At 73.5% G+C, this 13,070-nt stretch carries 5 protein-coding genes and 1 pseudogene; all 6 read left to right on the top strand.

The window, feature by feature from the left end:
- The first annotated feature begins 729 nt into the window (after window positions 1-729).
- Window positions 730-3,738, top strand: coding sequence for an AAA family ATPase (locus ACFU99_RS14640; protein ID WP_384390911.1), 3,009 nt, complete (start codon window positions 730-732; stop codon window positions 3,736-3,738).
- Between the two features lie 155 nt (window positions 3,739-3,893).
- The gene (locus tag ACFU99_RS14635) at window positions 3,894-4,538 is read left to right on the top strand and encodes a response regulator transcription factor (protein ID WP_384390908.1); all 645 of its coding nucleotides are present in this window, start codon (window positions 3,894-3,896) and stop codon (window positions 4,536-4,538) included.
- Between the two features lie 330 nt (window positions 4,539-4,868).
- Complete coding sequence (eccCa, locus tag ACFU99_RS14630; RefSeq protein WP_384390905.1) at window positions 4,869-8,828, top strand: type VII secretion protein EccCa; 3,960 nt, start codon at window positions 4,869-4,871, stop codon at window positions 8,826-8,828.
- A 55-nt stretch (window positions 8,829-8,883) separates the two neighbouring features.
- Window positions 8,884-10,296, top strand: coding sequence for a type VII secretion integral membrane protein EccD (eccD, locus tag ACFU99_RS14625; RefSeq protein ID WP_384390903.1), 1,413 nt, complete (start codon window positions 8,884-8,886; stop codon window positions 10,294-10,296).
- 9 nt (window positions 10,297-10,305) lie between these two features.
- A complete protein-coding gene (gene eccB / locus ACFU99_RS14620) occupies window positions 10,306-11,640 on the top strand; it encodes a type VII secretion protein EccB (RefSeq protein WP_384390900.1) in 1,335 nt (444 codons plus the stop codon).
- A gap of 2 nt (window positions 11,641-11,642) precedes the next feature.
- A pseudogene (locus tag ACFU99_RS14615) lies at window positions 11,643-13,070 on the top strand (hypothetical protein); the annotation flags it as partial.

The raw sequence follows: 13,070 nt of genomic DNA, 5'->3' as shown, positions 1-13,070 counted from the left end.
CCAGACGTCCGCGCAGCCGGGGCCCGGTGGGATCGCTCGGGTCGGATGCCGATGGTGGGGAGCCGGCGGCACCGGGCCCCGGGGGCTCCGCGGCGTGGGGCTCCCGCCCGGAGGAGCGGGCAGACTGCGTAGCCAGGGTGTGCCTCCTTGACGGAGTGGCTGGGTGGGAGGGGGCCGGCGACGGCCGGCCGCGCATGCCCGGGGATCGTAGTTCCTCTGCCGGAACGCGGGATCCGTCGGCCGCGCCGGGCCCCGGGCCGGCACGGACGGCCCGCCGCGGTCTCGGTGCGGTCGTGGACGATCGTCAGCGGCACCCCTTTGAAGTGCGCGAACGCCCGCCGGCGGCAGTCGAAGAAGGTCTCCGGATCCTGGCCCGCGGTGCGGCGGCGGAACGGATCACGGGAGCGCGCGAGGGCCGAGGCCCATTTTGAACGAATAGACCATTCTGTTGTCCGTATGTGCAACGATCTTGCCCTTGCCGCCCCGGTCGACGTGCGCCCGGACCCAGGGGGCCACCTCGAACGGGCGGTGCGGGCCCGTCCCCCGGGCGACATGCCTCACCGCGTCGACGACTGTCCCTGTTCATCCGCGTGAAGCCGGGGATATGTGACGGTGCGCGCTGATGCCGCGGTCTATGGCGCGAAGGCGCACAGGATGGATGCATGGACGGGCAGGGGCCCGCGAGTGACCGGTGCGGGGCGCTCCGTGGAGGGAACGTAATCTCGTGCAGTGACAGTCGAGAACACCAGACCCGTCCCGAACGGCGAGCCACCGTGCGGTCGGCCCGGCAGGCGGCGCGGTGGGAGTGCTCTGCCGGCGAAGGCGTGGGACGAGCGCGGCGGACCAGCCGCGGACGGCTTCGCCGCGACGCCGTCGCCCGCGGGCCCGGCGTCCGGCACGGACCGGGACCCGGTGCCCCTGCCTGGACGCGAGCGGGTCCTGGCGGAGGCCCGGCAGCGCCTCTTCGCCTCCGACGGGCCGAACCTGCTGGTCGTCGAGGGGGAACGGGGCACCGGCCGGTCCACGTTCGCGCACGCCCTCGCCACCGCGGCACGGGCGGAGGGCTGCGGGGTCTCGTTCCTGATCTGCGGCGTCGAGGACGGACAGCGCCCGCTGCTGCTGGCGCTGCGGCTGGTCAAGGAGCTCGAACGGCACCGGCGGATCCCGCCCACGCCGCGGCGGGCGGGCGGCGGGGCGGCGGACGCCCTGGCCGCCGTCGCATGCGGCGACCGAGCCGCCGTGGCCCAGGCGCTGACGGCCTCCCTGGCGCGGTCCGCCCCCCTGACCATCGTGGTCGACGACGCCCAGTACGCCGACGCCGAGTCGCTGGACCTGCTCGGCGGCATCGACCTGGAGAGGGCGGCGCCCGACGTGCGGCTGGTCGTGTCGGCGGTCCGGCACGGCGGGGCCGAGCGGCGCGCACCGGGGGGCGGCGCGGTGGAGCGTCTCGCTCACCACCGTGGCGCGCACCGCACCGTCCTGCCGTGTCTGGAGCGGGCGGAGGTCGCCGCGGTGGTGAGCCGGCGGCTGAACGCGCTCGCGGACCCCGAGCTGGTCCGGGCGGTGCACGAGGCGAGCAGTGGCGTGCCGGCAGCCGTCGATGTGCTGCTCACGGTGTGGTTACGGACTGGCGCGATCCGGGCGCTCGACGGCCACGTCCTGCTCGTCCCGGGGACGCGGCCGCCTCAACTGCCGGATGACGACCGTTTCGTCGCGGCGCTGCGCGCGCTGGGTGAGCCGGGCCGCACGGTGGCGGAGGCGCTGAGCGTCCTGTGGCCGCTGGGCCGGATGGCCGCGACGCGCACGGCGGAGGTGACCGGGCTCTCCGCGGCGGCCGTGGACGACGGCCTGCGCGCTCTGGTCGGTGCGGGGATCGTGGTGGAGCTGACCGGCCCCGGCGAAGGAGCCGCCGCGCCACGCGGCTGGGCGTTCTCCCTTCCGCTGCTGGAGCACGCGGTCCGCCGCCGGCTGGGCCCGCTGGAACGCGCCCGGCTGTCGGCCGCCGCGGTGGAGGCGGTACGGAAGGCGACGGACGACATGCGGGCCGGGCCGCCGGGCGCGGCGACGGAACGGCCGGCCGAGGCCCGTCCTGACGTGTATCTGGCGGACCGGCTCACCGAGCTGAACTCCTGCCGGGACTGCCCGCGCGCGGTGGACGAGTTGGTGGCGACGGCCGACCGGCTGCACCCCGACGCGGACCGGCGCGGGATGCTGCGGTGGCTGCGGGCCGCCGTGCGCTTCGCCGACGGGCCGATGGTGCGGGACGACCTGCTCCGGCGGTATGTGGGGATGGCCTACACCGCGGGCGAGTACGAGGCCGTCCGCCCTGCCGCCGCGTCGATACTGAGCGATCCCGACGGTTTCGGTGTGGTGGCGCTCCAGGAGGCCGCGGCCCTGATGGCGGGCTCCGCGGTCGCCGTCGGCGACCGGATGTGGCTGGACCGGCTGACCTTGGGCCACTGGTGGCAGGCGCGGGGCCTGCCGCCCGTGGTGGAGGCGACCGGGAGGGCCCTGGCGCTGTGCGGGCAGGGCCGGTGGGCGCAGGGCCTCGCGCTGCTCGTGGAGACCGAGCGGGAGTGGGACGATGGCGGGGCCGTCAGGGTGATCCCGACACTGCTGCGTGCCGGGGCCGAACTGGTCCGGGGCGAGCCGGAGCGGTTCGTCCGGTCGCTGGCCGGCCCAGGGGTGGACGGGCTGTCCCGATGGGGGCGGCAGGCGGCGACGGTGTACCAGGTGGACTATCTCCTCGGCGCCGGCGAACTGCTGGAGGCCGGGGCGGTGCTGGAGCGCCGGGGGATGACCGAGCGGTCGCTCCCCCCGTACAGCCTGTTTCTCTGGCGCCAGTCGGAGGGCCGCTGGGACGACGCCCTGGCGGTGGCCCGGCGGCTGCTGGCGAGTAGTCAGGCCGGTGCCGCTACCGGGCACCATCTGCTGCCCGAGCGGATGGTGACCGTCCTGCTCGCCCGCGGCCACACCCGCAGTGCCCAGCATCTTCTCGATGACACGCGCGGACGGGTCATCGGGCCCGCCGATTACCTGCTGGACCGGGCCGAGGCGGAACTGGCGCGGACGTTCGGCGACTTCTTCGGCGCGGAGCAGGCGCTGCGGCGCGGGCTGAAGGCCGCGGAGACGGGCGGCTATGTCTACGGCACCGACGAGCTGTGGGCCGCCCTGGCGGAGGTGTGCCTGGACACCGGCCAGGCAGCCCAGGCGCGGGAGTGCCTGCGGCGGCTGGAGCGGGTGGCGCGGCAGACCGGCGGGAGCCGCGCGCGCCTGCTCCACCTGCGCGCCGCGGTCCAGCTCCCCGGGCAGGACGCGGCCACGGTCCGGGGCCTGCTGCGGGAGGCGGTGGACCTCGCCCGGTCCCGTAGCCAGCCGTTCGAGACCGCCGTGACGCTGCTGTCCGTCGCGCCGTCCAGCGACGATCCCCCGGCTCTGTTCTACGAGGCGTACCGGCTGTTCGGCGAGGTCGGCGCGTCGCTGTGGCGGTTCCGCACCCGCGTCGCCATCCGGGAGAGCGGCAATGCGGTCCCGGGACGCAAGGAAGCCATGGCGGAGAACGAACGGCTGCTGGCCGTGCTCGTGGCCGAGGGGCTGTCCAACCGCCAGATATCCAGTGTCCTGGGCCTCAGCGGGGACGCGGTGGCCAACCGGCTGACCCGGCTCTTCGCCCACGCCGGGGTGCGGTCCCGCGCGGAGATCGTGGCCGGGGTGCGTACCGGACTCCTGGAGCAGTGAGCAGGCGACAAACCACCCCAATCCATACGGATATGACAGCCGCCATGTTTCCCCACGCCTTGCACAGCGGGGTCACAGAAAGCGGTAGGGCGCCTTCAGCCCGTGCCACGATCGCTCCGTTCGATCCTCCGCACATATCCCAGGGGAGTGCGCGCATGCCCGTTCACACACTCGTCGACGCCACGCGTGTCGCGATACACGCGCCGGAAAGCATCGTCCGCGCCGGTCTGGTCAGTTACCTCCAGCACGATCGCGAACTGAGAGAGGTGCCTGTCGGCGATGTGTGCGACGGCGACGTCGTGGTGGTGGCCACCGATGTCGCGGACGCCTCCGTGCTGGAGGGCCTGCGCGGGCTCAGCGGCGCCGCCGACATCGCATTCGTCCTCGTCGTGGCCAGGGGGCAGTGGCGCGCCGACATCTCCTCGGCCGTCGACCACGGCGTGCGCGCGGTGCTGTGGCGGGACTCCTTCACCCCCGACGACTTCGCCCGGACCCTGCTCACCGTCGCGCGGGGCGGCGGCAGTTTCCCCGCGTCCCTCCAGGGGACGCTGATGGAGCAGGTCCAGATCACGCAGCGTGAGGTCCTGGTGCCCCGAGGGCTCGCGGCCTCCGGGATCAGCTTCCGTGAGACGGACGTGCTGCGGCTCGTCGCCGAGGGGGAGGAGCTGTCGCAGATCGCCGCGAAGCTGTCCTACTCGGAGAGCACTATCAAGTACGTGCTGTACGGCGTGATGAAGCGGCTTCAGCTGCGCAACCGCGCGCACGCCGTCTCCTACGCCATCCGCTCCGGACTCATCTGAGGCCGTGTCACGGACGTCGCGCCCTTGACGCCGCGCGCCATCGACGCCGCCCCACTGACGCCGCGCCACCCTGCCGAACCCTCACCGAGCCCCCACCGGGCCGACGGAACAGGCCCCGCACCGCCGAGCGGCATACCTCGCCGTGCGACGCGCCCGTCGCGCCCCGGCCCAGGCCGCCGCTGAACTCGTAGACAGAGTTCCGCTGTCCGGACGGACAGTGTCCGCCCGCCGGATCACGCCACCGCGCCACTCCGGCCTAGTGTGAAGAAGGCAGCCGTGCTGCCATGCCGCGGCTCCGCCCGGCCCGCCACCATCGTGAAGGACTGACCGATGAGCACCGTGGTCGTCAAACGATCACCTCGTGTCTCCGGCCCCGAGGCCCCGGAGCAGCAGGTCGAGCTCGCCGAGCCCCCCGCCCTCGGCGAGCCGGTGACCGCGGACTTCACCTCGGCCCTGGTCTACCTGCCGATGCTGCTGGGCGTGGGCGCCATGGCCATGATGTTCACCCTCGGCTCCAGTTCGCCCACGACGTTCCTGATGTCCGGGATGATGGGCACGGCCATGCTGAGCATGGCGATCACCCAGCTCGGCCGCCGCGGCGCCGAGCGCAAGCGCAAGATGCGCGCCGAGCGCCGCGACTACCTGCGCTACCTGGCCCAGCTGCGCCGCCAGGTGCGGGACGCGGCAGCCGAGCAGCGTGCCGCCGCCTACTGGAACAACCCGCGCCCGCAGGACCTGTGGGCGGTGGCTTCCGGCGAGCGTCTGTGGGAGCGCAGGGGCGGGCACGAGGACTACGCCGAGGTGCGCGTCGGGCTGGGCTCGCGCAGGGCGGGCCTCTTCCTGCTGCCGCCGGAGACCAAGCCGGTGGAGGACCTCGAACCGCTCTCGGCGATCTCGCTGCGCCGCTTCACCAAGGCGTACCAGAACGTCACCCACCTGCCGGTGACCGTGCCGCTGCGCCGGTTCACCAGCGTGGAACTGGCCGGCGACGGCGAGGCGGCGCTCGGCCTGCTGCGCGCCCTGGTGGGCCAGCTCGCGGTGGCGCACGCGCCGGACGAGATGCGCATCGCGCTGCTCACCGACGCGGTGGGCCGCACCGAGTGGGACTGGCTGAAGTGGCTGCCCCACAACGCCCACCCGCTCCTGGAGGACGAGGCCGGCCCGCTGCGGCTGGTCGCGGACGACCACGATGCACTGATGGACCTCCTCGGACCCGAGACGGCCGAGCGCGGCGAGCACGAGCCCGGCTCGCCGCCCCGGCCCGCCGAGCCCTTCATCGTCGTGCTCGCCTACCGCGTGTACATCCCCGAGGCGTCCCGGCTGCTGGCCGGTGTGCGCAACGTCGTGCTCCTGGACGTCACCGGCGCGATGACCGGCGGCCCCGACACGCTGCGGCTGACCGTGCGCGACGGCGAGGTGGAGTACCCCTCGGGGGACACCGTGGTCACCGCGAGCGCCGACTCGCTGTCCCCGAGGGCCGCCGAGGAGCTCGCCCGCGTCCTGGCGCCGATGCGCACCACCAGCGGCGGCATCGAGACCGTCGAGCAACCGCTGGAGACCGACTTCGATCTCGCCACGCTGCTCGGCATCCGCGACCCCCGCGCCTTCGACGTGGCCGCTCTGTGGCGCACCCGGACCGCGCAGAGCTCGCGGCTGCGGGTGCCGATCGGCATCACCGAGGACAACGAGGTCATGGAGCTGGACATCAAGGAGTCCGCCCAGTCCGGCATGGGCCCGCACGGCCTGCTGATCGGCGCGACCGGTTCCGGCAAGAGCGAGCTGGTGCGCACCCTGGTCATCGGGCTCGCCGCGACGCACTCCTCGGACGTCCTCAACTTCGTGCTGGTGGACTTCAAGGGCGGCGCCACCTTCCTCAACATGGACCGGCTGCCGCACACCTCCGCGGTCATCACCAACCTGGCCGACGAACTCCACCTCGTGGACCGGATGCGGGACTCGCTCCAGGGCGAGATGACGCGCCGGCAGGAACTGCTGCGGGAGAGCGGTCACTCCTCGCTGTACGACTATGAGAAGGCCCGGCTCGGCGGAGCGCCGCTGACGCCCCTGCCCTCGCTGGTGATCGTCGTCGACGAGTTCTCCGAACTACTCGCCAACAAGCCGGAGTTCGTCGACCTCTTCGTCTCCATCGGACGCCTCGGCCGGTCGCTCGGCGTGCACCTGCTGCTGGCCTCCCAGCGCCTGGACGAGGGCCGCATCCACCGCGTCGAGGGCCACCTGTCCTACCGGATCGCACTGCGCACCTTCTCCTCGATGGAGTCCCGCAGCGTCATCGGCGTCGGCTCCGCCTACGAGCTGCCGTCCGCACCGGGCAATGGCTATCTGAAGGTGGACACCACCAACCTGGCCCGGTTCAAGGCCGCCTACGTCTCCGGCGCGGCCCCCGTCCTGCAGAGCGCGTTCCGGCCGGCCGAACTGACCAGCGGTTCGCAGGAGACCGTCGCCTTCGGCATGGACCAGTACGCCCCGGTGCCGCAGGAACAGGGACGGGGACAGGAAGAGGCGGAGGCGGCGCGGGAGCCGGCCGAACCGGCAGCCGAGGACGAGGAGAGCCTGCTGGACGTCCTGGTCGGCCGGCTGGAGGGCGCCGGCCCGCCCGCGCGCCAGGTGTGGCTGCCGCCGCTCGACTCCTCGCCCAGCCTCGACCAGCTGCTGCCCGGCATCGTCCCCGATCCCGAGCGCGGCATGAGCGCAGCCGACTACCCGGAGCTGGGCCGGCTGCGCGTGCCGCTCGGCATGGTCGACCGGCCCTACGAGCAGCTGCGCGAACTGCTGGTCGCCGACCTCTCCGGCGCCGACGGCCACCTGGCCATCGCCGGTGCGCCGCAGAGCGGCAAGTCCACGACGCTGCGCACCCTGATGCTCTCCCTGGCCCTCACCCACACGCCGCGCGAGGTGCAGTTCTACTGCCTCGATTTCGGCGGCGGCGGTCTCCAGTCCACCGCGGGCCTGCCGCACGTCGGCTCGATCGCGACCCGTATGGAACGGGACCGGGTGACACGCACCGTGGAGGAGCTCACCCAGCTGCTGGAGGCGCGCGAGCGACGCTTCACCGAACGGGGCCTGGAGTCGATGCCGGCCTACCGGCAGCTCCGGGACGGCGGCGAGATCGACGATCCCTACGGTGACGTCTTTCTCGTCATCGACAACTGGGGAACCCTGAAACAGGACTTCGAGGACCTCGAACCGCGCATCACCGACCTGGCGGCCCGCGGCCTGTCCTTCGGCCTGCACGTGGTGGTCTCCGCGGTGCGCTGGTCGGAGATCCGGCCCCGCGCCCGCGACCTGTTCGGCAGCAAACTCGAACTCCGCCTCGGTGACAGTGTGGAGTCCGAACTCGGCTCCAAGCTCGCTGCGAGCGTGCCCCAGCAGCCGGGCCGCGGCCTGACCAAGTCCAAGTTCCACTTCCTGTCCGCACTGCCCCGGCTGGACAGTTCCGCCGAGTCCGAAGACCTCACCGCGGCGACCAGGTCGGCCGTCGCCGAGATCGACACGTTCTGGACCGGACGGCAGGCCCCCGGCGTGCGGATGCTGCCCGCCAAGCTGCCGCTGGACAAGCTCCCGGCGCCCGAGGGCGATCTGCGGGTCGCCCTGGGCTGGGACGAGCAGCGCCTCGCCCCGGTGTGGCACGACTTCGGCGTCGCCCCGCACCTGATGGTCTTCGGCGACGCCGAGACCGGCAAGACCAACGTCCTGCGCCTGACGATCGACGCCATCACCCGCCGCTACCACCCGGACGAGGCGCGCATCCTGCTCGCCGACACCCGACGCGACCTGCTCGGCATGGTCCCCGAGGAGTACCGGGTGGGTTTCGCGGTGGACGGCGAGAGCCTCACCCAACTCGCGGGCAGTGCGGCGGTGTCGGTCGGCAAGCGCGTTCCCGGCCCCGACATCGCCCCGGAACGACTGCCCCGGCGCGACTGGTGGACCGGTCCGCGGCTCTTCATGCTCATCGACGACTACGACCTCTACGGCGGTGCGCCGGGCAGCGGTTCGCCGCTCAACCCGCTCGCCCCGATGCTCGCCCACTCCGTGAACATCGGCCTGCACCTGGTGATCTCGCGATCCACCTCCGGAGCGATGCGCGCCATGATGGACCCGGTGCTGCGCCGGATCTGGGAACTGGGCAGCCCGGCGCTGCTGCACTCCTATCCCAAGGAGGAAGGCAAGTTCATCGGTGAGGCCAGGCCGCGGACCCTGCCCGCCGGCCGCGCACAGCTCGTCACCCGCCGCGGCGTACGGCTGATGCAGATCGGCTACGCGGGCCCCTGACGCCGGGCCCGCCCCGACCGCCAGGCCGCCGTGAACCCCCGCCTCCAGGAGCACCATGACCACCGCCATACCCGCCCCCCGCACCCCGGGAGCGGCCAGCACCGAGGTGTGCCGGCTGACCGTCGCCGGGCCGGCCGGCCGCGCAGACCTGGCCGTCCCCGTCACCACCCCCGTCTCCGCACTGCTGCCACGGCTTCTGCGGAGCATCCCCGCCGACCCCGCCGGGCCGGCTCCGACCTGGACCCTGCAACGACTGGGCGAGGCGCCGCTGCACCTGGACGACACGCCGGAGAGCGCGGGGCTCGTCCACGGCGATGTCATCTACCTGCGGCCCGCCGACGACCCGATGCCTGAACTGGAGTACGACGATGTCTCCGACGGCGTGGGGCAGGCCGTGGGCGCGCACACCAACCGATGGCGTCCGGAGCTGACCCGCCGGCTCTTCCTCGGCCTCGCCTGCCTCGTGCTGGTCACGCTGGCCGCGGCCGTTCCGGTGCTCGGGCACGGGGTGCTGGTCCCCGTGGTGTACGCGCTGTCCGCCCTGGTGCTCGGCGTGGGCTGCGCGTTGGACCGGCAGTGGTCCGACGACCGCGGGATCGCGCTGGTGACCGGCCTCGGCGCGTGCGTCAACGCGGCGCTGGCCGGTCTGACCTCCGTCGGCTCGGCCGCCGCGCTCACCTCACCGGAGCCCCGTGACATCCTGCTCGGCGGCGCGGCCGCCGCCCTGGTGGCCGCCGTTGTGCTGCTGGTCGTGGCCCGGATTCCGGTCGCGGTCACCGGCACTGTCGTGTCCACGGCGGTGCTCGTCGCCATCACCGCGGGCGCCGGCCTCCTCTTCGACTGGGACGCGCCGCGCAGCGCCGGTACGGTCGCGGTCGTCGCGTTCTTCTTCGGCCACCTCGCGCCCCGTGCGTCGCTGCGGCTGGCCCGGCTGCGGGTGCCGCAACTGCCGCACAACGCCGCGGAGCTCCAGGAGGACACCGACCCCGTCTCCGAGAACCAGGTCAAGCGCAGGGCGGCTATCGCCGACGCGTTCCTGACGGTGGTCACCGCCGCCACCGCCGTCCTGTGCTCCGGCGCTTTCGTGCTGATGGCGTACGCCGACGGGTGGATCGGCTGGGTCTTCCCGCTGGTGTTCGCCACCGCGATGCTGCTGCGCTCCAAACACCTGATCACGACCTGGCAGCGGATTCCGGCCGTGCTGTGCGGCGTGATCGGCCTGCTCGCCGGGGTGCTCGGCTGGACCGCGTCGCTCACCTCCACCGCCGGGCGCTGCGCGCTGCTGGTCGGACTGCTGTTCGGCGCGCTGCTGGTGCTGGCCGGCGCATGGCGGCTGCCCACCGCGCGGCTGCTGCCGGTGTGGGGGCGTACGGCGGACATCCTGGAGATGCTGACAGCGCTCGCCCTGGCGCCGTTGCTGCTGCAACTCCTCCACGTCTACGCGCACGTGCGCGCCGCGACCGGCTGAGGAGACTCCGTGCAAACCCGTCGCGACCATCTGCACGCCTACCAGTTCGCCACCGGCCGACTGGCCTCCGCGCTGGTATCCGGTGACGCCGGCAACGGCGAGGCGCCCATGCGCAGCGCTGGGCTGGGCGCCATGTTCGGCGCCATCCTCGCCGTGCTGCTGGTGCTCGGCGCCGCCGTCTTCGGCCTCCTCGTGCCGGCCGCGGCCGAGGACACCTCCTGGCAGCACAACGGTGCTCTGGTCGTGCAGAAGGAGACCGGCACCCGCTACCTCTACGCCAAGGGCGAGCTGCACCCGACCCTGAATTACTCCTCCGCGCTCCTGGCCGCCGGCAGCGGCGCCCAGGTCACCGAGGCGTCCCGCAAGGCGCTGTCAGACGTGCGGCGCGGCCCGACCATCGGCATCGCCGGAGCCCCCGACGACGTCGCGAAGCCGGACTCCCTGGTGACCGGGGCCTGGACCGACTGCCTGCTGCCCGGTGAGCAGCCCGTCGAACGGGTGGACTTCTCGCCGAAGTCCGCCCGCGCCGTCCCGGACGACACCCGGGTGCTGGTGTCGGGCGCGCACGGCAGCCGCTACGTGATCTGGAACGACACCAAGTACCTCGTCAAGGGCCACACCTCGCTGCTGGCCCTCGGCCTCGACTCCGAGCGGCCGATCCCGGCCACCCGGACGTGGCTGGACGCGCTGCCCACCGGCCCTGCCGCCGGCCCCGCCACGATCCCCGGCGCCGGCCACGGCGGTCGCACGGTCGCCGGCACCGCACAGCCCGTGGGCACCCTCTTCCGTACCGTCGTCGGCAGCACCAGCCACTACTACGTGCTCCGCACCGACGGGATGGCCCCGGCCAACCAGACCGAGGCCGCGCTCCTCGCCGCCCAGCCGGGCGGCCGAGAGCCGGTGCGGGTGAGCCCCACGGACATCGCCGCCGTCCCGGCCTCCTCCGATACCACCCTGCTGCACCGCCTCCCCGACCTGCTCGCAGCCAAGGACACCACCTCCGACGACAAGAGGGCGCTGTGTCTGAAGCGAACCGACGACGCGGCACACCCCACCGTGGTGCGGGAGGGCGGCCGGGTCATGACCGCTCGGACGGCGGTCGTGATCCCCACGGAGCACGCGGTGCTCGCCGCGCCGCCCAAGGAGCCCGGCGCCACCCGTGCCCCGGACCCCTACCTGATCACCGACCAGGGCGTGAAGTATGAGCTGCTCGGCGAGGCCGGACAGGCCCTCGGGTTCGGCGGTGTCACGCCCCGGACGCTGCCGAAGACGACGCTCGACCAGATCGCCGGCGGCCCGCAGCTCAGCCGCTCGCGCGCCGTCGACGTGGCGAAAGCGGAGTGAGGATGGCACCCGCCTTCGACGAGGAGAACCCCCCGCCCCGCCGCGATCACAGTCACCGGCTCTCCGCCCGGCTGGCGAAGGCCGCGCTGCGCGCCGTCGGCCCGACACTGGAGGCCAGGAACATCGGCAACGCGCTCCTGGTCCATCCGCGCGGTTTCGTCGACAACCGCGCGCTGGCCTTCTCCGCGCGCCTGGCCGCCGACCCGCAGCACACCCTCGTCGTCCTCGACCTGCCCGCGCGTCCGGAGGACGACGTGTGGGAGACCGTGGCCCGCGCCCTGGACCGCAAGGGCCACAGTTTCCGTCTCGTCCCCGGCCGGGGCACCCGCGAGGACGTCCAACGCGCCGCCCAGTGGCTCGCCAACCGCCTGGACCGCGTCATCCTGGCTCCCGACGGGGCGCTGGTCCCCGCGGCCGGCGGCGCGCTGTTCGTGCCCGCCCACCACGGTCTGGGCTGGCTGCGTTACCGGCCCAACAAGACCTTCGCCCCGGATTCGCGCCGGTTCCCCAAGCCCCAGTGGGAGTACTCCGTCCCCGACCAGCCGTGGCACATCGGCACCGGCGGGACCGCCGAACCGCTGCCCGGCGGTGTGTGGATACGAGGCTCCTGGGAGGACGCCTGCACCGACGACAACCGGCAGCGCCTGGTCGACCTGCTCGCCGGCGACCCCGACCTGCTCGGCGTCGCGCTCGGCAGCCCGGGAGCCTTGGACGCGCTGCCGCTGGAGGAGGTCGCCGCGTTCTGGGAGACCCTGCCCAGCAGCGCGCGCCACCTCGTGCGGTTCGTCGCCTACGGCCCGGTGGCCGTCCCCGACGGCGCCCCGCTGGGGCAGGCCCTCGCCGATCTGCTCGGCCAGCGCGTCGCCGTGTACGCGGGCCTGCCCTCGGCCGGTGCGGAGAGCGAGGCCCGCGAGGTCCGTACACTCCAGGCCGACGGAACCCTGGGGTGGCGCCCGTACGCCGAGGAGTTCGGCTACACACCGCACGGACCGAACGGCGAACCGGCGCCGCCCCCCGTGCCGTTGAACGCGCGGGTACCGGCCGGCGCCACCGCCACGTCCGTGCCCGGTATCTACCAGCACACGCCCGACGTGCTGCTGGAGGTCGTGCAGAGCGGCCTGTGGGTGCGGTCGAGGAACGAGCCGCACGACAGTGACGTGGTCCGCTCCGCTCCCGCCGACCCCTCGCACCCGGCTCTCCTGTACGACCAGACCGACCCGGTCCTCGCTGACCATCTGCGGTCCGTCGCCTATGAGTTGCTGCCCGCGCTGGAGCCGGGGTTCCGCGACACCACCCGGGTGCTGCCCGCCAGCGAGGCGGGCAAGGTGCTCCCGGCCGGCTACCGGCCGCCGGCGATCGAGATGGTGCGGGGGGAGGCGGAGCGCGCGTCCACCGCCACCTCCGGACGGTCCGAGGGCTGGATGCTGGGG

This window comes from Streptomyces sp. NPDC057654 (genome assembly GCF_042800135.1).
In the GTDB taxonomy this organism is placed as follows: domain Bacteria; phylum Actinomycetota; class Actinomycetes; order Streptomycetales; family Streptomycetaceae; genus Streptomyces.
This window is presented reverse-complemented; position numbering and strand designations above follow the sequence as displayed.

What these genes read in the sequence shown, in the direction of transcription:
- ACFU99_RS14635 (WP_384390908.1), top strand. Translation starts at nt 3,894, where the DNA reads ATGCCCGTTCACACACTCGTCGACGCCACGCGTGTCGCGATACACGCG.
- eccCa (WP_384390905.1), top strand. Translation starts at nt 4,869, where the DNA reads ATGAGCACCGTGGTCGTCAAACGATCACCTCGTGTCTCCGGCCCCGAG.
- eccD (WP_384390903.1), top strand. Translation starts at nt 8,884, where the DNA reads ATGACCACCGCCATACCCGCCCCCCGCACCCCGGGAGCGGCCAGCACC.